This window comes from Novosphingobium clariflavum, from assembly GCF_026420865.1.
Lineage (GTDB): Bacteria > Pseudomonadota > Alphaproteobacteria > Sphingomonadales > Sphingomonadaceae > Novosphingobium > Novosphingobium clariflavum.
Genome location: NZ_JAPCWC010000044.1, coordinates 1 through 19,145, shown reverse-complemented (window position 1 = coordinate 19,145; position 19,145 = coordinate 1). Strand labels below are relative to the sequence as shown.

Genomic DNA, 19,145 nt, shown 5'->3' with positions numbered 1-19,145 from the left:
CGGTGTGGTAGTCGACTTTGTCGACGAGCCCGGCATATCCCGACGGGTCAGCCGCCGGCATGTTGTCGAGGCGCAGCGACGACCCGTCAGGCATCACCAGTCGCTGCCAGACGACCAAAGCCCGACTCTGCCCATACGCAACGACGCTGTCGTAATTGCCGATCAGCCTGGTACCCTGCGGTATCAGCAGCACCTGCCCTGTAGTGCTATCGAATACGCTCTGCGTTACCTGAGCGACGACCATTCCCGGAATATCGGAATTTAGCCCGGTGATCAGACTGGCGGCAATCACGCTGCCAGCCATCAGCACATTCGGCGAGGGCGACCGGCTCACGCTATGGGGATTGATGTCCCCCTTCCCGTCCAGCTTGTCCGCGAATTGGCTTTTGCGGTCCGTGGACGGCATATCCGCAGCTAGCGCCGTGCCGCTGTTGACCGACCCGAACGCCGGGACAGAGTTTTCACCGGCGGCCGATGCCGCCGATGCAGATCGAACACCTTGGGCGAGCAGCGCCGACTGGCGTGCATTCTTGAGGTCGTCGGCACGCTTCTGCCGTTCCTGATCGATTGCAGCCGGATGCTGACTTTCGACCTCCAGATTTGTGCCCAGGTCCCGCTCCTGTGCCCGCAGGATCGGGCGCCCGAGATCGCCGGGCAGTGGAGGCCCCAGCTTGGGCACATCGCCGTATCCCTTCGGCAAAGCGTTCAGCGCATCATTGGCGGCCTGTTTGCCGGGCTGGGCTAGATCGCTTGGGCGCACCGTATGCCCCGTCAGCCGCGGGGACAGCGCAAACCACGCGATGCCAAGAAGGGCGAAGGTAGCGACGGCCGTGCCGCCGATAATCACCTCCTTTCTAAAACGCGTCGCGCGTGGAGGCCTGGCGCGAATGGCGAGCGTTTCCGGGTCGACTTTCTGGGCCGGGCGTGCGGGAGCTTGCGCTGCAGGCTCATTCACTGGTTGGTCATCCGGGTTCGGCTGTCGCAAAGGCTGCGCACGCGCGCCCTCGTTCATCTCCTCGCTCATGACCGCCCCCTCCCCTTGCCGCCGCCACGCGTGATCCGCACGACCTGCTGCTTCCTGGTTCCAAGTCGCAGTTCGGCCACATCGAAGATCCGATCGACGACGTAGAACCGCCCGCGCATGCGGTAGTTGACGAGCTCCGCGGCACCGTCGGTGCCGATCAGGAACAGTGGCGGCGCCTCGTCGACGCCAATCGTCACCGGAAACTCGATGAAGGTCTGGCGCCCGTCATCGAACGCCCGCAGCGGCCGCCAGCTGGGCCCGTCGCCACTGATCTGATAGCCGAAGTACATCTGTTCAATGCCTAGCCCGGTAGCGATGGGCTTGGCCGCTTCGGCAGCGGCCTCGGCGCGCTTGACCGCGACCAGCTCATCGAGCGGATAGTTCCACGCCAACGCCGCCATACCACCCGTCGGTCCGCTGGACAGCAGGAGATGATACGTCCGCTTGTCGGTGGTGATGACGAGATTGGTCGACAGCCCTGTGCTGAACGGTTTCACCAACACGTGCGTGCGCTTGTCCTCGCCGCTTCCGCTTGTGGTATCGCCAATCACCCACCGCGCGGTATCGCCTGCGGCGACTGCGATCAGCGCTTCGCCCGGTTGCAGGGCGATGTCGGTGATCATGCCGGGTTGGGTGTAGACGTGGTAAATCGCCCCGTCCGACCAGAGGAACACCTGCCGGGCGTTGACCCACGATGATGCCGAAGGTTCGACCGATCCACGCTGGGCAGGCGAAGCACTCGGGCTCGACCTCACAGCATGGGCCGGCAGGACCGGATGGACACCGACGGCAAATGCCGCAGCAGTCAGGAGCAACGGGTTCATGGCAGGACCTCCTTGGCTGTGAGGGGATCGGAAGGCAGGACGGTTACGGGGGCGCTCGCGGCGGGCGCGCTTGCCGATGCTGGTGGGGTGTTGCCCTGCCCCGATTGCGCAGCGGCAGGCGGACTGGCGGATGACTGGACCTGAGGCTCGAGCTCCCGGCTCCAATCGATGGCATCGACGTAGATGCCGAGCGGGTTCTTTCGCAGCGTGTCGGCGTCGCGCGGCGCCTTCTCGACGAGGGTTATGATCGCAGTCCACTGCGTCGTGCCCACGGCGTTGCCGCGTTCAAAGGCGCTTTCGATCCATTTGACCTGGAAGCTGCTGTCCGAAGCGCGGACGACACTTGTCACCTGCACCGAGACGGTACGTTCGCCGATCTCGCTGAGAGCACCCGAGGCGCGCGCATATTCGCTAAGGAAGCGCGATCCGCGCTGTGTCGCGAAGTCATACGCCTCGAGCCACCCTTCCCGCATCACCACCGGATCAAGCGACACGCCGCGGACATGGCCGATGAACTTGGCGAGAGCCCAGGCAATCTGGGGATCGGTCGGCTGATAGCCCATTTCCGCTTTGGATAGCGCACGCGGCTCGCCAAGCCTGTCGACCGCTACGACGTAGGGCACGACGCGGCTCTGGAGCGATTGCCACAGGAGCCCGCTCGCCATCGCGCCAGCAAGTCCGAGGCAGCCGAAGGCCATGATCCGCCAGTTGCGGGCCTGGACGCGGGCGGAGCCGATCCGATCGTCCCAGAGCTGCCCTGCCCGCTGGAAGGACGTCTCGGGTTCGGGTGTACGTCCGTATGCCCAGCATGCGGGCGCCCATCACGATCCGCCGGTTCGCCTCGAACATTCGCGGCCAGACGATGAGATTGGCAATGCCGGTCTCGTCCTCGATGGTGATGAACAGCACGCCCTTGGCGGAGCCCGGCCGCTGACGAACAAGCACCAGGCCTGCCAGCGAGATGTACCGCCCGTCGCGTGTGGCTTCGAGCGACGCGCACGGCAGCGCCTTTTGCGCGGCGAGTTCCTCGCGCAGGAATGCAACCGGATGCCGCCGCAAAGTGAGCCCGACATTGCCGTAGTCCTCGACCACCTCCCTGCCCTCCGTCATGGCCTTGAGCACGATAGGCTGCTCGACGATCTCATGGATAAACCCTGCCTCGCGCGCTTCCGCTGCAGCAAAGAGCGGCAGTTGTTCATCGCGCAGCGCCTTGATCGCCCAGAGCGCCTCGCGGCGCGCCAGACGCAAGGCCGGGCGGAACGCATCCGCTTCGGCGAGGCGGCCGAGCGCCCCTACCCCGACGCCCGCCCGGCGCCAGAGTTCTTCGACGCTGAGATACGGCTGATCCGCACGCGCTGCGACAATGCGCGCCGCGTCAGCCTCCTTTATGCCTTTCACCATCCGCATGCCGAGCCTTACCGCGAAGCGGTCGTCGTTCATGGGGTCGCCGGCGGGCTCGAGCGTGCAGTCCCAGCGCGAGGTGTTGACGCAGACAGACCGCACCTCGACGCCATGCGCGCGGGCATCAGCCACGATCTGGGCAGGCGCATAGAAGCCCATCGGCTGCGCATTGAGCAGGCTCGCGCAGAACACGTCGGGATGCCAACACTTGAGCCAGCAGGAAGCATAGGCGATAAGCGCGAAACTCGCTGCGTGGCTTTCCGGAAAGCCGTAGCTGCCAAAACCCTCGAGTTGCCCGAAGGTCTTCTCGGCGAACTCGGCGGTGTAGCCGCGCGCAGTCATGCCATCGACGAGCTTGTCCTTGAACTTCGAGACCCCGCCGGTGAACTTGAAGGTCGCCATGGCGCGGCGTAGCTGGTCGGCCTCGGTCGGCGTGAAGCCGGCGCACTCGATGGCAACGCGCATCGCCTGCTCCTGGAATAGCGGCACGCCCAGCGTCTTGCCCAGCACCTTCTCAAGCTCGGGCTTGGGATACTCGACCGGCTCCTTGCCGGCCCGGCGGCGGAGGTAGGGATGAACCATGTCCCCCTGGATCGGCCCAGGCCGCACGATCGCGACCTCGATCACAAGATCATAGAACGTACGCGGCTTGATGTGCGGGAGCATGGCCATCTGCGCCCGGCTTTCGATCTGGAAGGCGCCGAGCGTATCGGCGCTGCGGATCATGGCGTAAGTGCGCGGGTCTTCGGGCGGGATCCCTGCGAGATCCATGTCGATGCCCTTGTGCTCTGCGAGGAAGTTGAAGCCGCGCTTCATGGCGGTCAGCATGCCGAGCGCAAGGCAATCAACCTTCATGAACTTCAGGACATCGATATCGTCCTTGTCCCACTCGATGACCTGGCGGTCCTCCATCGCCGCCGGCTCGATCGGCACGAGTTCGTCGAGCCGATCGTGGGTAAGGACAAAGCCGCCGGGATGCTGCGAGAGATGGCGGGGCGTGCCGATCAGTTCGCGTGCAAGCTCGATGGCAAGCCGAAGCCGCCGGTCCTCGAGATTGAGATTGAGGTCGGCAACGTGGCGATCCTCGACCCCGTCCTCGCTCCAGCCCCACAGTTGCCCCGAGAGCGACTTGATGAGGTCCTCCGACAAGCCCAGCGCCTTGCCGACATCGCGGATGGCGCCTTTGGCGCGGTAGCGGATCACGGTCGAGCAAAGCGCGGCATGATTGCGCCCGTACGTCTCGAAGACCCACTGCATGACGATCTCGCGCCGCTCGTGTTCGAAGTCGACGTCGATGTCCGGCGGTTCCCTCCGCTCCTGGCTGATGAAGCGCTCGAAGAGGAGGTCGGAGCGCTCAGGATCGATCGAGGTGATGCCCAGCACATAGCAGACAGCACTGTTGGCGGCCGACCCCCGCCCCTGACAGAGGATTTCGCGGCTGCGGGCAAAGCGCACGATCGCATTGACCGTCAGGAAATAGGGCGCATAGCCAAGCTCACCGATCAGCGCGAGTTCGTGCCGCAAGAGACGGGCCACCTTGCCAGGCAATCCATCGGGATAGCGCACCTCTGCTGCTTCCCAGGTCAACTTCTCGAGGACCTGCTGCGAAGTGAGCCCGGGAATGCTGGTTTCTTCAGGATACTGATAGCGCAGTTCATCGAGCGAGAAACGGCAGCGCTCGGCGATTTCCAGCCCGCGCGCCAAAGCTTCGGGATAGCGGGCATGCAGCCGGTGCATTTCGGCGGCCGGCACCAGGTAGCGATCGGCATGCGCTTCGCGCCGCACGCCGAGTTCGTCGATCGTGCAGCGATGGCGAATGCAGGTCATGACCTCCTGCAGCACGCGGCGATGAGGGTGGTGGTAGAGTACGTCGCCGGTAACGACCGTCGGCACCTTGTGGCGCACTGCAAGGTTTGAGAGGTTGTGAAGGCGCAGCTGGTCGCCGGGCCGCCGATGCAGCGTCAGCGCGAGATAGCAGCGGCCCGCAAAGATCCGCTCGAAGCGCACAATCACAGCGGCTGTCTCTTCGACGTCGCCGGGAAGCAGAATGGCGATCAAATTGCCCGCAAAGTCGGCGACATCGTCCCAGCCGATGAGGCACTTGCCCTTGCCGCCGCGCTTCTTGCCGTGGCTTAAGAGCCGGCACAGGTTCGCGTACCCCGTCCGGTCGATCGGATAGACCAGAAGGGACTGGCCTTCGGTGAGATCGAGCCGGCATCCCACAATCAGCCGGACGCCGGTTGTCCTTGACGCATCGTAAGCCCGCACGATCCCGGCAAGACTGTTGCGATCGGTGATTGCCAGTGCCTCTAGCCCGCAGGCCTCTGCCTGCGCGAAGAGTTCCTCGCAGCTTGAAGCCCCGCGCAGGAACGAGAAATGCGAGGCACATTGGAGTTCGGCGTAGCGCATGGATGACTGGTTCGCGTCAGGCGAACAGCGGCAGGGCTTGGGTTTTGCCATCCTGCTGTGGCTCGAAGCCAGACACCGTCACACCGACGAGGCGCACGCCCTTCTCGGTCGGCAGGACCGAGCGGATCAGCGCCAGGCTCGTCTCGCGCAGCGTCTCGGCGCTGCGCACCGCCATAGGCAACGTGCGGCTGCGGGTGATCTGCTGGAAATCGGCGTACTTGACCTTGACCGTCACGGTCCGTCCGAACGACTGCGCCCGTTCGCACCAGGTCCATACATCATCGGCCTGAGCTAACACACCCGCCTCGATCTGCGCATTGTCGACAAGATCGCGATCGAAAGTCGTCTCGGAGCCTGAGGACTTACGCTCGCGATCCGGATTGACCGGGCGATGATCGATCCCGCGCGCGATCTCGAAATACCACTCAGCCGAGCTTCCGAAATGCCTCTGGAGGAAAGGCAGCGATTTTGCGCGCAAGTCCGCGCCGGTCTCGATCCCGAGCACCTGCATCTTCTTCGCGGTGACGGGACCCACGCCGTAGAAGCGCTTGACCGGCAGCGTCTCCACCCACGCCGCGCCCATGTCCGGCGTGACTGCGAACTGGCCATTGGGTTTGCGCTGGTCCGAGGCGAGCTTGGCGAGGAACTTGTTATAGGAAATCCCGGCTGACGCGGTGAGCCCGGTCTCTTCCAGGATCCGCGCGCGGATCTCCTTTGCCGTAAGCCAAGCGGTCGGCAGGCCGCGCCGATTGGCGGTGACGTCGAGATAGGCCTCGTCGAGCGAGAGCGGCTGGATGAGATCGGTATAATCGGCAAAGATCGCATGGATCTGCCGCGACACCTCCTTGTAGACGTCGAAGCGCGGCGGCACGAAGATCAGGTGCGGGCAGCGGCGCAGCGCGGTTACAGAAGGCAAGGCGGAGCGAACCTCGAAGGCGCGCGCTTCGTAACTTGCTGCTGCAACGACACCGCGCGCGGCGGGATATCCGACCGCCACGGGTTTGCCGCGAAGTTCGGGATTGTCCCGCTGTTCGACCGACGCGAAGAACGCGTCCATGTCGACATGAATGATCTTCCTTTGCGCAGAATCGGCCATGCGCCGACCTTACCTCAAAAAGAACATTATGGGAACAAAAGAGCCCTAGCCTCTCCGGGAAGCTGATGAGGAAGGCGATCGATCTCGCATCTTAAGCTTTCTCAGACCGCGCGTATGACGGCAGCCGATGAGATTTCCTGTTTGTTGTGGTGCGCAAAAGCTTGGCCAGATTTGGCCGGATTTGGCCGGATTTGGCCGGATACTTCACTCCGACCAAATCCCCGTTTCCCAGAAATTCAACGTTTCCTTGAAATTCACCTCAACCGCAGCCGGAATAAGTGCTGGCCGTATTTGGCCGGATTTGGCCGGATACTCATCTCAAAGTTCCCGTTCGGTCCGGCGATAACTCGTTGCTCTGGCCGATCCGATCTTTTCCAAAAAGCCGAATTCCTCGAGCGCAGCGAGGTCGCGGCGTGCTTGCCGTTCGGAGACTTCTGCCTGGACCATATATTCCGATGTCCGGATAGCATCACCCGGCCGTAGGGTCTGGAGTACCACTGCCTGCCTAGGATGCAGTGCGAGAGGCTCAATGGCAGCTAGGTCTCCCGAATAGATGGTCAACGTAATGCCGCTGGCCTTGCTTTCCCATTTCGGTGCACGAGCGCCAGATTCCTTGCTTCCAAGGATGATCTTCTGCGTGCCGCGACCGAGGCGATCCATCAACCCTCTCAGGTAAAGCACGAAGGCGATGTCAGGGTTGGTGGGGATCGAGGGATGATTCTTGCGAAGGTCCGCGATCTTCAACGATGGCGGCAACTGACCGGCATTCCAAATCTCGATCCTGCTCGGATAGACCGAGATAGTGACGCCGCTCGAGAATGACGAATAGTCTCGATGAGCCAGCGCGTTGACAACACCCTCCCGGAGCGCGGCCATGGAGTAGGTAGGCAGATCCTCCCGGCGAGGATTGTCAGCAGGAAACTTCGCCTGGATACGCACCACCGACGAAAGTCGTTCGACCACTTGATAGAAAACCTGGCCCAACGGGCCTACGATCCAACGATCATCGATGAAGGTATCTCCCACCTTATCCGATGCATACAGGATCAGACGAACGCGGCATTGCGGATGGCGCAATTCCGGCGATTTGGCGAACAAGACATCTGCGCCCTGCGTATACATACCGCCCGAGGTCAACCCCAGACGCTGCAGGACCGCCATTTCGTCAGTACTTCCGGAAAAGTCGAAGCGACCGGTCCGCGAGGCATCCTCAACCAGGAGAGGGATTTCGCCCGGCGCCAGATCTTCGTCGTCGAGACTCGCTGAAGGTCGCCGTTCCCACCGCTGCGCCTCAATCGATCGTTCCCGGAAAAACTGATCGAGTGTCGTATTGTCAAAAGCGAGAGTTTGAGCTCCATCCCGGCGATAGTACTGATTAAAAGCCGCATAGGGCCCATCCCGTCCTTGCGGAACTTCTACCGTGATGATCGGTCGATCAGTTTCGACATCAACACTCAAGGTAAACAGCGCCTTGGGCGTGATTGCGGCACGCAATTGCTCTTCCAGCGAGCGGCGAAGTTCGTCGGCTGCCAGGTCCTGGCTGACGCCGAGAATTCGTCCTCCCGGACCAACGCCGACAAATACTACTCCCCCGTGCGTGTTCAGAAACGCCGAGACTGTGGAGGCGATCTCCTCAATGGACTCTGCAGCGGGCACGAACGCAGTAGCGCTTCCCTCGCCATTCCTGATCTGCCGGTAAATATCCTCCCAGATCACTTCGAGCGCTCCTTCACCGAAGCCAGAACCGCCACCGGATCCGCTAATTGTTCGTTCAAGACCCTCTCCACCTCCTGGAAGCGGTGGAATTGAGCCGAGGTATATCGCAACGCATCCGCTGGATCGACAAAGGTCTGCACCCAATTGCCTCGTCTGTCCTTGAGTTCGACCTTGTCTAGTATGGCCGCTTCATAGAGGTCGATGACCTTGAGACTTCCCAGCAACGCGGAGCTTTTCAATGTGAGCTCCGCGCGCTTCGCAGCTGTTGCATACCCCAAATTCTTCAATAGCCCACGAGCGAAAACGACATGGTCATGGGCCAGGAGCCATCGCGGTTTGTTAAGTTCGATCGCTTTCAGAAACTCCCTGTGCGTAATCGACAGCTCATCGCCCTCGCGACCGCTCCCATATTGCGGCGTAATAAGGCCGAGGAAGAGGTCGCATTGTTCAACCGCCCGAAGGCAAGATTCGAACGCACTGAAATGAGACCAGACCGGCATGGTACCGCTATGCGAAGACCAGACTTCATACCCGAATTGGGTAAGCTGCGCGTATATCCGGTCGAGCAATTCCTCAAAGCCGTATACGGTCGACGAGATCATGATGACCGGCGACTTCTTCGGTGCATTCTTCGCGGGCATGATCCCTCCCCGGCGAAAAGCCGCCGCATTGCAACGCCATAGCGCGGGTTTCCGGCGAGTTAGAAGCCATAATTTCGGACCCGCTTCGGGGTTTTCCCGGAATCAACCGAACAGCCCATGCAGAAACCAGCCCTGGGCGCCCGTCGCTGGATCCATGCCGTCACCCTGGCGGAACACCCAGTAGCGCGCTCCCGTCTCATCCTCGACCAGGAAGTAGTCGCGTATGCTGAGCCACTCCGCCTCGCTCAGATGCCACTCGCCGTAGATGCGCTCGGGGCCGTCGGCGCGCGTCACGCGCCGCCTGACGCCGCGCCACACGAAATGAACCGGGGGATGGTCGGGCAGAAGCGCCATCGTCTCTATCGTCTCGGGACGTGGCAGGAGGCGGGCGGGGCGCGGCCAACGCTGCGGCCAGCGCAGCAGGGTCGGATCCGCCATCGGCGCAATCCGCTCGACCGAGCGCTCGGGGATATGGCTTTCGCGCGCAGCCAGCCGGAAAAGCCGCTCCTCGCCGACGCGATTGCCTAGCACATCGACCAGCGCCGAGACTCCGGGAACGGCCCGCTCTCCCAGCGTCGACATCGTGTGAAGGCCCAATGGTTCGACAACCGGGGCAGCCAGCACCATGCGCTCGACCCCGAAACCCGGATCGATGGTCTGGATTTTATCGCAGAGCAGACGGGCCAACTGCTTCTTCTCGCGGCTCGCTTTTGCTAGCCCGGCGCGGATCGCCTGAACCGCATTGTCGACGCGGTGGAAGCGCAAATCGAGCCGGCGTGCGCCAAGCCCTGCTTCCTCCAGTTCAAGAGCCAGCGCGTCGACCAGCTTTCGGGTATAGCGCTCGAGCGTCTCGGGCGCGCCGATGGGCTCAGCAAAGCGCCGCTCGACCTCGATGCGCTCGGGTGCTTCGACAGGTTCGAAGGGCTCGGACAGTCGGCCATAAACCTGATCGAGCCGCTTGCCCGGCTCCGATCCGAACCGTAGGGCAAGGGACGCTCGCGGCATCGCCTCCAGTTCGGCAATGGTCTCGATGCCGAACGTAGCAAGCTTGTGGACGGTGCCTGCGTCCAGGCGAAGGGCTAAGAGCGGCAGGCCCGCGATGGCGTCTGCCAGTTCGAGCGGATCGACAACGCGCAGCGGCGCGCTCCCGAAGCGGGCGAGCGCATGGGCAGAACCATACGTGGGAGCGCAGACCGCCCTTCCCGCCGTCTCGACGTCGGCGAGCCGCCGCAGCACATCCCCTACCAGACCCTCGGCGCCGCCGTGTGGATGGGTGGCCCCGGTGATGTCGAGCATAAGCCCATCCGGCGGGTCGAGCGCGATCATCGGCGAGTACCGGCGCAGCGACCAGACAGCGAGCTTCTCCAGGGCCTCGGCATCGGCCTTTGGGTCGGCATCCATCATGACGAGATCGGGCACGAGCGCCTGCGCCTGGCTGACGGCCATGCCGGCATGGAGACCCATGGCGCGCGCAGGCAGACTAACCGCCGTCAGAACCCGACGGCGCCCTTCCATCCCGGTAAGGACGAGCAGCGCGTCAGGAGGCGGCGCGTGCGGGCCAAGCCTGCGACGCAGCCGGTCGATCGGCCAGGTCGGCAGGTAAAGCGAGACGACCTGTCGCATCGCAGGATTCCACAAGGAAATCGGCGCTCTCGCCAGCCCGGCACCGGATAAGCTCGACGAACCAGCGCGGCCGGGCAACGCCCGGAACCGGCAAGGGCTCGGATGGGACGGTCGTCACCCGCCAGCGCGTTGCCGCCGCAGTCGGCTGCCCGAAATCGGACGCATCCTCGCGCCGCCGCCAACGGCGCAGCGCAATGCCGATCGAACCGCTGGTTTCGGCTGCAAGCAGCAGACGGCGGGACACGGGCATCGAGAGGCGCGACACCTCGGCGACGACACCGCCAAGCCCGCCATGTCGCAGCCCTTCTTCAAAGCACGCGAGCAGCGACATTTCGTCCTGCGCCTCGAGGTAGATCACACGGTCAGGATCCAGCCCGGCTTGAGCAATGGCCGGCGCAAATAGATCGGCCTTCGTCATGCACCAGAGGATCTTCCCTTCGGCGCGCGCCATGATCCCGGCCGCGAACAACGCTGCCGCTGCACCATCGGTCACGCCCTGCGCGCCCCCGGCGACTTCATGAAGCGAGCCGAGCGACAGACCGCCTCCCGGCAGCCGCTCGTCGATCGCGCCGAGACCGAAAGGCAGCACGGTACGGCAGCGCCGCTCGCCGCCCTCAATCTCGGCGATCCGGGCACGCAGCTGGGATAAATGAGGGCGCGTCCCTCCGGACGTCATGAAGGGTCTCCTTCGGGTTGAAATAGAAATTACGTTCCCATTTTGTTCCTACTCGATCGAGAGTCAATCGGCCTCGGGAAGCGTGCGTGGGGATTGTCCCCGCAAGCCGCGAAATCATTGGGAAAATAGTTTGCAGACTTCCTCGGCCACTGCGACCGCTTCGGCCAAAACCGGTGGACATACCGGGCGAATCGGACTGCGTTTCCACGCCGTTCCCGCGCGCCCTTGGTGACGAACGTCGACGCGCGTATCCTGGCTGCCAGAAAGGATCAGCCCAATTTGTAATCTCTATCGCATGACCAAGCCCGTGGATGCGATTGCGGCTTTGTTCGATGTCGAAGCGGCGATGGGGGCGAACTATGTCGACGTGGTCGCGCCGACAGACCCTGGCCTCGTTGTGGCGCGAGGCAAGCTGGGCGCAATGGGCTGGGGTTTCCCGCGCATCGAATCAAGCAAGGTGACAGGCGGGCCGCTCAGGCCCAAGGCTGTCGTCAACACCCGTAGCGACAAGATCGGCTCACCGTTCTGGCTAGGGAGCTTCCAGCGACGTCGCTGCCTCATCCCCGTAACTGCATGGGCGGAAGCCGCTGGAGAGGATGGGCAGATGACGCGAACCTGGTTCTCGCTTCCCGGCCAAGAGGTCTTCGCGATCGCCGGCATCTGGTGCAATTCGCCAGAATGGGGGCACGTCTATTCGATGCTCACGGTGCCGGGGCACGAGCAGATGGAACCGCTCAACGATCGCATGCCGGTAATCCTGGGCCGCGATGAGTGGAAGACCTGGACCGACGGCAACCCAACCGAAGCCCATGCCTTGTGCCGCACCTGGGATGCGCCGCTGATGGTCGAGCCGAGCAACGAACCATGGTCGAATCGGGCAAAACCACCCGTGCCGTCGACGCAACTCTCGCTGCCACTGTAATCCAGCTCAGGCGAGCAATCTCAGCGCCCATGGCAGGGCCATGATAGCAACGAGGAATGCTGCTTCGATGCGGATGCTCAATGCAGGTTGTCCCGCCGCTCGGCGGTCGGGCGAAAGCCCTCGGCCCACAGGGCATTGATCAACGCCTGCCCCTCCCGCTCGATGGCCTCCTTCGTGCCCACAATATTGACGGCTTGCCTATAGCGCCGCGCTGCCCGTTCGCTCTTCATGCCGGCGGTGTAGCGCGGTGACCGCCACAAGCGAGCGACGATGCATCCGCAATGGCGCCAGAAACTCAGGAAATCTCGGGGCCCGAGCGGCCGCGCCCGAAACGCCAGTTGATCCCCGTCTCGCGCATGATGCCCTCGACCTGCTTGCCGATCTGCTTTTCGAGAACGGGGCGCCAGGGAACGAGGGTAAAATCCCGGCTCTTCTCGACAAGGGCAAACCTGCCCGAAACACCTTCGATGCGGCGCACAATCCGGCCCTCAATCAGATCGCCCTGCTTTGCCTCGGAAAACTCCTTGCCCATCTTGCCCGAAAGCCGCGCGGCAATGCGCAGTAATTCCCGGCGCTGGAGTAGCGCAAGCGCCCCCTGCCGCAGGCGGATGCTGCCGGAGGTCTCGACCGCCAGTTCCTGATCCACGAGCCATTGCTGCCGCAGGCTCATCGCCGAGCGGACCTCCCGGCCGAAGCCGGCGTCGCGCACATGCATGCCGGAGGGCGAGGCAAGCTCGCGATCGAGCCATGTTGCCCCGTCGGCCGCGGCCAGGTGATCGAGCGAGCCTTTCGCAACCACTTCGACCTCTACCGGCCGCTCGCGCGCCAGCTTTTGCTCGAAGCGCTCGGCAAGAGCGAGATGATCCGGGGAAATGCGCCAGGACCCATCGGGATCGCGACCGACATCGAGGCCGGCTTTGCGCATCGCCTCGAGCCTTCGAACATGGCTCTCGGCAAAGGCACGTGATGCTGTCGGATCATAGAGCTGATGATGCACGGTTGAGTAGCGCCCGTCGCTTACATCCGCGATGGTCTGGACCGTCCGGTCCATGTCGCGCACCATCGGAACTCTTGGCGCGAGACGGACCACGGCATTCTTCGGCAACTCCTCGACAGTCGCTGCCTCGCCGATCCCGACATAATGGGAGCGCCCATCGACACCGTCGACAAGCAGGAAATGCCGATCGCGATGCTCGTCGGCGAGCCCACGCATGATGACCCGGCCGACCAGCGGTTCCGATGCCGGCCCATAGATGCGCTGCTCGGTACGCTCAAGCCGTGCTCGCGTCACCTCGCGCTGCATCAGGCGAATGATGTCGCCGCGCTCGCCCATGCTGCGCAGGGTATCCTCCAAACCCGGGGCCAGGCGCCAACGACCCTCGGCCAGATCCTCGACAAGTTCCATGCGCCTCAGCGTTTGCAGCCGCCCTGTCTCGAGCGCCTGAAAGAAGGGATCGCGGCCAGCCGGGCTGGCTGCGCCAGATCCTGACCTTCGGCTGGAAGTGCAAGCCCCTCGGCGCGCCCAAGGTCGTCGAGGGCAAAACCCTGGGCGCCATGCTCATCGAGATCGACGAGGAGACGCCAACGCTGCTCGAACGCGGCGGGGTCTGCGCGCCAGCGCCCTCACGCGCAGCGCAAGGGGAGGCTCACCATGTTCACTGAACCTCTTTGCCGCGAGGCGGGGCGGATTTCGACGGAGCTGATCGAGACGGGGTACTGTGTGCTGCGCGGCGCGGTCGCGAGCGGCGCCATTGCAGCGATCGACCATGACCTTGGTCCGCACTTCGCCGCAGCGCCTTTCGAGAGCCTCGATCCCGAAATGCATCCAGCCCAGCGTATCGGGCGACTGCTCGTGCGGGCGCCGGCAACACAGCAACTGGTTCGGCACCGCATAATTCTCAAGGCCGTCGAGGACATTCTCGTCCATGGATCCGACACGATCCAGCTCAACCTGGCCGAAGGCGTAGCACGCCATCCCTGCGAACGGCCCGGAATACCATTTCGCGATCAGCTCATGTGGCGCGGCGCCGACAACAGGTTCGAATATCTCGTGAACGTAATCTGGCCCCTGACCCCCAGCTGCGCGCACAACGGCGCGGTCCATGTCTGGCCCGGCAGCCATGGCAGCCACGACTTGGAACCCGCAATACGATCGATGGGCATTCCCGTCGAAATGGAGCCCGGCGACGCGCTGCTGTTCCTCGGCTCGACGCTCCACAATGCCGGCGCCAACAGCTCGGACCACATCAACCGCTCCATTACGATCGGCTATTGCCTGGGCTGGCTCAAGCCAACCGAGAACCAATGGCTCGCCTATCCGCCAGAAGTGGCACGCAACTTCGCCCCCGAACTGTCGGCATTGGTGGGTTATCGCAGGCACTTCGCCTACCTCGGAAATTTCGAGGGGCGGTGCCCGTCCGGCCTGCTTGACAAGCACTGGGCGGCCGAATTCGATCTCGGCGAGGTGCCCCACTTCGAGACCACGCCCATCCCTGCCGCGCGCAGGTTGCTGTCATGAATGCGGGCGCAACGGCGGAGCGGGTCTACGACAGGCTCAGGCACGCGCTCGCCAACGGCTCTTTCGCTCCTGGCGCGCGGCTGGAACCTGCCCGGCTCGCGCAGGAATTCAACAGCAGCGCAACGCCTATCCGCGACGCCCTGCACCGATTGTCCGGGGAACGGCTCGTTGAAACGCGGGCCAGCGACGGCTTTCACGTCCCCGCCATCAATGAGATCGGGCTGCGCGATCTGTTCCGCTGGAACGACGAACTCGTGAGGGCCGCTCTGCGCATGAGCCGCGGATCGGGGCCGCCACCACAATGCCATGCCGATCCGATTGATGCCGCCGACCTCTTCGCGTTCATCGCGGCAAGCTCGCGCAGCACGGAGATCGTCATGCAAGTCGCGTCAGCCAATGCCAGGCTTGCCTATATCCGCCAGATCGAATCGACCGTCTTGGAGGACACGTCGGACGAGGTTCGGGCGATCTACATATCCTTCTCGCAACGATCGCGATCCACCAATTCTCTAATTAAAGAGTATCACAAGGCTAGATTAGAGGTCGTTCCAGAATTAATAATCACAATTTTTCAACGAAACTTCCAAATCAAATAACATTAGAAATATATTATAAATATATATTTAATATATTTGGAGTATATCCATACACTTCTCCTTGCCGCAATCCCGCGGCGATTGAATGAGGAGAAATAACATGGAACGTGATGACACCGTCATCGAGCTGGGCACCGCCAGCATCGAGACCCGCGGCGCCGTCGGCACCCAGGAAGACGGCGTGCTCCGGCAGCCCGAATCCATCCTGTCCGACGACTGACCAGGAAGATGCGCGATCCCACAAGGATCGCGCATCTTCGCCATTCTCATGCGGGAGAAAGAGATGGCCTATGCACTGCGTCCGGGCGTTTCCTACTGCCAAGTCGGTGAGCGACTGCTCTTCCTCGACCTGCCGGCAGACAAGTACCTCTGCCTGACTCATTCCGCGGAAGCCGCGTTCAAACGGCTATGCAGGGAACAGGCTTCCTCCGCCGACGATCGTGAGGGGTTTCTGACTTCCGGTTTCGTCCTTCCTTCAGCACAAGCACGAATGACGCCATGCATGCCTCCGCCCGTGCCCACCGGAAGCTTTGCAGAAAACAACCCAAACGAAGTCGGCGGGATGCAACAGTTCGCTGCGTTGTCGCGCCTCGCGCACGCAGCTATTTCACTTCGATGGGCAGGTTTGAACGCCACAATCAGCCGCTTGGCCGGCAGGAAGCGCGCTGCCGCGAGCCACCAGCACAATCAACCAGACCCGATCTGTACCCTCCGGCAGACATCAACTGCGTTCGAAGCTTGCGACGCCTTGCTCGGCAGCAAGGACAAGTGCCTTCCCCGCTCGATCGCAGCCGCACATCGGCTGCTGGATCACGGGCTCGAGCCCATTCTCGTGCTCGGAGTCCGCCTTGATCCGTTTCATGCGCATGCGTGGACGCAATTCGGTGATCGGCTGGTGAACGAGCGCATCGAAGCCACCCGTCCTTTCACACCAATCCTGGTCGTCTGATGCTTCCCCGTTTTCTTGCCGGCATCATGCTGAGCGATCGGGATCGAGACCTGATGCGGTACAAGACCCGCGAACTCGGCCTGAAAATCGTCACCGACGACCGGCATGTCCTCATCGCAATCGAGCCAGGGACGCCAATTCTCTCACTCCATTCGCCCGAATTCCCCGATGGCGGCAGCGTAGTCGGCGACCTCTATGCCTCGGGCATCAGCCACCGGCTGGAACATCTCGAGCCGGACACGGTGGCGACCGTAGCCAAGTCTGCCGGTCAGCGACTGACCGAGGCCTACTGGGGCGACTATATAGCCATCGTGAGGATGTCCGACGGCGCGGCCATAGTCCGCGCCCCGTTTGGCCGGCTACCCTGCATGCTTCACGGGATGGAACAAGGTTTAATAGCCAGCTCGCACCTCGACGATTTGCTCACCGCTGCCAGCATCCGAGCATCGGTTGATCTCGCCGCCGTTGTCCGCCAATTGATCGTCGGCAGCCTCCGCCATTCCTGGACATGCCTTGACGGAATCGAAGACCTGAGAGGTGGCGACAGAATCACCGTAACCAGCCAAGGCATCGTTCGCGATCAGGTCTGGTCACCCTGGACCTTCGTCCAACCCCGTCGCACCATTTTCGATGCCGACGAGGGCGCGCGCCGCCTGCGTCACGCCGCGACCGCATGCGTTGCAAGGCGCTCGGCCAAGCTCGAACGCCCGCTCCTCATGCTGTCGGGCGGCCTGGATTCCTCGGTGACCGCCGCATGTCTTGCAGTTGGCCGGCGTCCTTTCACCTGCCTCAATCTGATCACGCCCGCCGATGCTGCCGGCGATGAGAGCAGCTACGCTCGTGCCGTCGCAAATCACCTAGGCGTCAAGCTAACCGAGCGCATTATGGGTGATCAGCCCGGCGACATCAGCCATTACGCCGTCAACTGCCTGCCGCGACCTGGCGCGAGGAGCTTCGAGCAACTGCTGTTCAGCCAGGCTCAGCAGTTTGCCGAAGAAACGGGGTGCGACGGCATCATCGACGGGGGTGCCGGCGACAACGTCTTCTGCTCCTTGCTATCGGCGTCGCCGGCGGCTGACTGCCTCCTCGATCCTGATGGCAGGAAACATTTCAGGAGGATGTGCGGCGAAATCGCGGGGCTCGTCGGAGCGCCTCGGTGGAAGGTCAATTGGCGCGCCCGGCGCCGCGCCGTTTCGGCAGAGCGACCGTTCCGGTGGGCCCCAGATTTACGCTTCCTCACGAGAGAAGGCGCAGCCCTGGCACAAGTCGCGACCCAGCATCCCTGGATCGGTGCGCACGCCGTCCACCTGCCCGGCAGAGCCGCGCATATCGCGATGATTGCGGCGGCTCAGTGCGTAACCGAAGATGGACCCGAGGCGGGCCGCTTCAATGCCATCTCCCCCCTCCTCTCGCAGCCGCTCGTCGAACACTGCCTTGCAGTACCGAGCTGGTACTGGCTTGCCCAAGGATGCAACCGAGCGGCCGCCCGCCGAGCTTTCGAGGAATGTCTGCCCAAGGAGGTCGCCTGGCGCAGGGGCAAGGGCGCCCCTGACAGCGTCGCAATCTCATTGTTTCGGAGGAATCGTGGCATGATCCGCGACCATCTCGTCGATGGCGAACTGGCGACTTCGGGCTTGATCGATATTCCCGCAGTGCTGAAGCTCGTCGATGATCCGCGACCAGTGACAGGCACCGGCTACGGGAGGATCATGGAAATTTTTGACGCAGAAAGCTGGGCTCGAAGTTACAGTCGCTGAGAGCGCGGCCGATACCTGAAGGCCAGCCAGACTTTTCGGGCGAGCCGAAACTCGACTCAGTCCATCGTTGGAGACTTGCTCTTGCCACCAGCCTGCGGCTATCGCGCCGACATGGGGGACATTCTTCGAGACAGCGATTTGCGCAAGGCGGCCTACGGCCGTCTCCTCCATCATGCGCGCCGCTGCCCGGAAACCCGGGTCATCGACGAACTTGGTGTCGGACACGGTGCCAATCGGATCGATATCGCGGTTATCAATGGCCACTTGCGAGGCTTGGAGATCAAGTCCGATGCGGACAATCTCAATCGCCTTCCCGCGCAAGTCATCGCCTACGGTGAAGTGGTCGACCGAGCCTCGTTGATCGTAGTGCCTCGCCACCTTCAGGGCGCAATCGCAATCTTGCCGGACTGGTGGGGGGTCGTTTTGGCAGAGCGCGGCGTGTCGGGCGCGGTCGTGTTCAAGCGTCTGCGAGGCGAGCGCGCCAATCCAAGCGTCAATCCGATGAGCCTGGCCAAGCTGCTATGGCACGACGAGGTCGCCGATCTGCTGCGACGACGCGGTCATCCCGAGCGTTTCCTGCGCTCTCCGCGGGCCATTCTCTATGCGGCACTGGTGAACGAGAACAAGCCGAGGGTTATCGCGGCAGCCGTACGCGAAACGCTCAAGGCCAGGAAAGGCTGGCGAGATCGCTCACAACCTTTGTGATGTGATGATTCGTTCCGACCCACCGCCACGTCGTGAGGTTTCCGGTTTTCTCGGTCCCGAGATGGCATCCGTCGATGTAGGCGCTACCGGGAGAGAAGGACTTTCCAAGGTACAAGTCTGAGCCGGTGATCGTCCCGCTGCACCCTTTGTACTGCCCAAAGCCATTATCGCGCACATTGCTGCCCTTTGCGATAATCCACCCGTCTTCACACGTATATCGAATGGTTGCTGAGGGTTTGAGCAACCTCATGTCGCCCTGTGCGAAACCGGGGCCGGCGATCGCATAAT

General features: G+C 62.8%; 17 protein-coding genes and 2 pseudogenes. 7 read left to right on the top strand and 12 right to left on the bottom strand.

Features of this window, described 5'->3' with window-relative positions; genetic code table 11:
• The 9 genes and pseudogenes from OKA11_RS23140 to OKA11_RS23100 form a co-directional block, all read right to left on the bottom strand.
• A partial coding sequence (locus tag OKA11_RS23140; protein WP_267224783.1) for a TrbI/VirB10 family protein occupies nucleotides 1–1,024 on the bottom strand: 1,024 nt, incomplete at its 3' end.
• Nucleotides 1,021–1,848, bottom strand: a complete 828-nt coding sequence (trbG, locus tag OKA11_RS23135) for a P-type conjugative transfer protein TrbG (RefSeq protein WP_267224780.1) — start codon at nucleotides 1,846–1,848, stop codon at nucleotides 1,021–1,023. The genes OKA11_RS23140 and trbG, both read right to left, overlap by 4 nt.
• A pseudogene (gene trbF / locus OKA11_RS23130) lies at nucleotides 1,845–2,591 on the bottom strand (conjugal transfer protein TrbF); the annotation flags it as partial. The gene trbG and the pseudogene trbF, both read right to left, overlap by 4 nt.
• Before the next feature lie 52 nt (nucleotides 2,592–2,643).
• Nucleotides 2,644–5,658: pseudogene (locus OKA11_RS23125) on the bottom strand (error-prone DNA polymerase); the annotation flags it as partial.
• A gap of 16 nt (nucleotides 5,659–5,674) precedes the next feature.
• Entirely contained in the window at nucleotides 5,675–6,754 is a 1,080-nt protein-coding gene (dinB, locus tag OKA11_RS23120) for a DNA polymerase IV (protein ID WP_267224778.1), read from the bottom strand.
• A gap of 318 nt (nucleotides 6,755–7,072) precedes the next feature.
• Nucleotides 7,073–8,470, bottom strand: a complete 1,398-nt coding sequence (locus tag OKA11_RS23115; protein ID WP_267224775.1) for an RNA-binding domain-containing protein — start codon at nucleotides 8,468–8,470, stop codon at nucleotides 7,073–7,075.
• Nucleotides 8,467–9,111, bottom strand: a complete 645-nt coding sequence (locus tag OKA11_RS23110) for a DUF4062 domain-containing protein (protein WP_267224773.1) — start codon at nucleotides 9,109–9,111, stop codon at nucleotides 8,467–8,469. The genes OKA11_RS23115 and OKA11_RS23110 overlap by 4 nt, the downstream gene beginning before the upstream one ends.
• Before the next feature lie 102 nt (nucleotides 9,112–9,213).
• The gene (locus OKA11_RS23105; protein ID WP_267224771.1) at nucleotides 9,214–10,734 is read right to left on the bottom strand and encodes a Y-family DNA polymerase; all 1,521 of its coding nucleotides are present in this window, start codon (nucleotides 10,732–10,734) and stop codon (nucleotides 9,214–9,216) included.
• Nucleotides 10,649–11,410, bottom strand: coding sequence for an ImuA family protein (locus OKA11_RS23100; RefSeq protein ID WP_267224769.1), 762 nt, complete (start codon nucleotides 11,408–11,410; stop codon nucleotides 10,649–10,651). The genes OKA11_RS23105 and OKA11_RS23100 overlap by 86 nt, the downstream gene beginning before the upstream one ends.
• Before the next feature lie 256 nt (nucleotides 11,411–11,666).
• On the opposite strand from OKA11_RS23100, the gene OKA11_RS23095 reads away from it, so the two are divergent.
• Nucleotides 11,667–12,332 carry an SOS response-associated peptidase gene (locus OKA11_RS23095; RefSeq protein WP_323748338.1) on the top strand — a complete coding sequence of 222 codons (666 nt, stop codon included), beginning with the start codon at nucleotides 11,667–11,669 and terminating at the stop codon, nucleotides 12,330–12,332.
• 77 nt (nucleotides 12,333–12,409) lie between these two features.
• Here OKA11_RS23095 and OKA11_RS23090 read toward each other — a convergent pair whose 3' ends face one another.
• Nucleotides 12,410–12,562: a hypothetical protein gene (locus OKA11_RS23090; protein ID WP_267224765.1), complete on the bottom strand. Its 153-nt coding sequence runs from the start codon at nucleotides 12,560–12,562 to the stop codon at nucleotides 12,410–12,412.
• Between the two features lie 65 nt (nucleotides 12,563–12,627).
• Nucleotides 12,628–13,755: a DUF3363 domain-containing protein gene (locus tag OKA11_RS23085; protein ID WP_267224785.1), complete on the bottom strand. Its 1,128-nt coding sequence runs from the start codon at nucleotides 13,753–13,755 to the stop codon at nucleotides 12,628–12,630.
• Between the two features lie 228 nt (nucleotides 13,756–13,983).
• Between OKA11_RS23085 and OKA11_RS23080 the strand changes: the two genes are divergently transcribed.
• The 6 genes from OKA11_RS23080 to OKA11_RS23055 all read left to right on the top strand — a co-directional run bounded on the left by OKA11_RS23080 (nucleotide 13,984) and on the right by OKA11_RS23055 (nucleotide 18,857).
• Nucleotides 13,984–14,850 (top strand): phytanoyl-CoA dioxygenase family protein, encoded by an 867-nt coding sequence (locus tag OKA11_RS23080; RefSeq protein WP_267224763.1) that lies wholly within the window; start codon nucleotides 13,984–13,986, stop codon nucleotides 14,848–14,850.
• Nucleotides 14,847–15,446, top strand: coding sequence for a GntR family transcriptional regulator (locus OKA11_RS23075; RefSeq protein ID WP_267224761.1), 600 nt, complete (start codon nucleotides 14,847–14,849; stop codon nucleotides 15,444–15,446). Before OKA11_RS23080 ends, OKA11_RS23075 begins: the two co-directional genes overlap by 4 nt.
• A gap of 85 nt (nucleotides 15,447–15,531) precedes the next feature.
• Nucleotides 15,532–15,666 (top strand): benenodin family lasso peptide, encoded by a 135-nt coding sequence (locus tag OKA11_RS23070; RefSeq protein ID WP_446686306.1) that lies wholly within the window; start codon nucleotides 15,532–15,534, stop codon nucleotides 15,664–15,666.
• A 63-nt stretch (nucleotides 15,667–15,729) separates the two neighbouring features.
• Nucleotides 15,730–16,395 (top strand): lasso peptide biosynthesis B2 protein, encoded by a 666-nt coding sequence (locus tag OKA11_RS23065; protein WP_267224755.1) that lies wholly within the window; start codon nucleotides 15,730–15,732, stop codon nucleotides 16,393–16,395.
• 53 nt (nucleotides 16,396–16,448) lie between these two features.
• A complete protein-coding gene (locus OKA11_RS23060) occupies nucleotides 16,449–18,152 on the top strand; it encodes an asparagine synthase-related protein (protein WP_267224753.1) in 1,704 nt (567 codons plus the stop codon).
• A gap of 111 nt (nucleotides 18,153–18,263) precedes the next feature.
• A complete protein-coding gene (locus OKA11_RS23055; RefSeq protein WP_267224751.1) occupies nucleotides 18,264–18,857 on the top strand; it encodes a sce7726 family protein in 594 nt (197 codons plus the stop codon).
• Here OKA11_RS23055 and OKA11_RS23050 read toward each other — a convergent pair.
• The coding region (locus tag OKA11_RS23050; protein ID WP_267224749.1) for a beta family protein at nucleotides 18,814–19,145 on the bottom strand (332 nt) is incomplete at its 5' end. The two genes, OKA11_RS23055 and OKA11_RS23050, sit on opposite strands and share 44 nt — an antisense overlap.

What these genes read in the sequence shown, in the direction of transcription:
- trbG (WP_267224780.1), bottom strand. Translation starts at nt 1,848, where the DNA reads ATGAACCCGTTGCTCCTGACTGCTGCGGCATTTGCCGTCGGTGTCCAT.
- dinB (WP_267224778.1), bottom strand. Translation starts at nt 6,754, where the DNA reads ATGGCCGATTCTGCGCAAAGGAAGATCATTCATGTCGACATGGACGCG.
- OKA11_RS23110 (WP_267224773.1), bottom strand. Translation starts at nt 9,111, where the DNA reads ATGCCCGCGAAGAATGCACCGAAGAAGTCGCCGGTCATCATGATCTCG.
- OKA11_RS23105 (WP_267224771.1), bottom strand. Translation starts at nt 10,734, where the DNA reads ATGCGACAGGTCGTCTCGCTTTACCTGCCGACCTGGCCGATCGACCGG.
- OKA11_RS23100 (WP_267224769.1), bottom strand. Translation starts at nt 11,410, where the DNA reads ATGACGTCCGGAGGGACGCGCCCTCATTTATCCCAGCTGCGTGCCCGG.
- OKA11_RS23090 (WP_267224765.1), bottom strand. Translation starts at nt 12,562, where the DNA reads ATGAAGAGCGAACGGGCAGCGCGGCGCTATAGGCAAGCCGTCAATATT.
- OKA11_RS23080 (WP_267224763.1), top strand. Translation starts at nt 13,984, where the DNA reads ATGTTCACTGAACCTCTTTGCCGCGAGGCGGGGCGGATTTCGACGGAG.
- OKA11_RS23075 (WP_267224761.1), top strand. Translation starts at nt 14,847, where the DNA reads ATGAATGCGGGCGCAACGGCGGAGCGGGTCTACGACAGGCTCAGGCAC.
- OKA11_RS23070 (WP_446686306.1), top strand. Translation starts at nt 15,532, where the DNA reads ATGAGGAGAAATAACATGGAACGTGATGACACCGTCATCGAGCTGGGC.
- OKA11_RS23065 (WP_267224755.1), top strand. Translation starts at nt 15,730, where the DNA reads ATGGCCTATGCACTGCGTCCGGGCGTTTCCTACTGCCAAGTCGGTGAG.
- OKA11_RS23060 (WP_267224753.1), top strand. Translation starts at nt 16,449, where the DNA reads ATGCGGTACAAGACCCGCGAACTCGGCCTGAAAATCGTCACCGACGAC.
- OKA11_RS23055 (WP_267224751.1), top strand. Translation starts at nt 18,264, where the DNA reads ATGGGGGACATTCTTCGAGACAGCGATTTGCGCAAGGCGGCCTACGGC.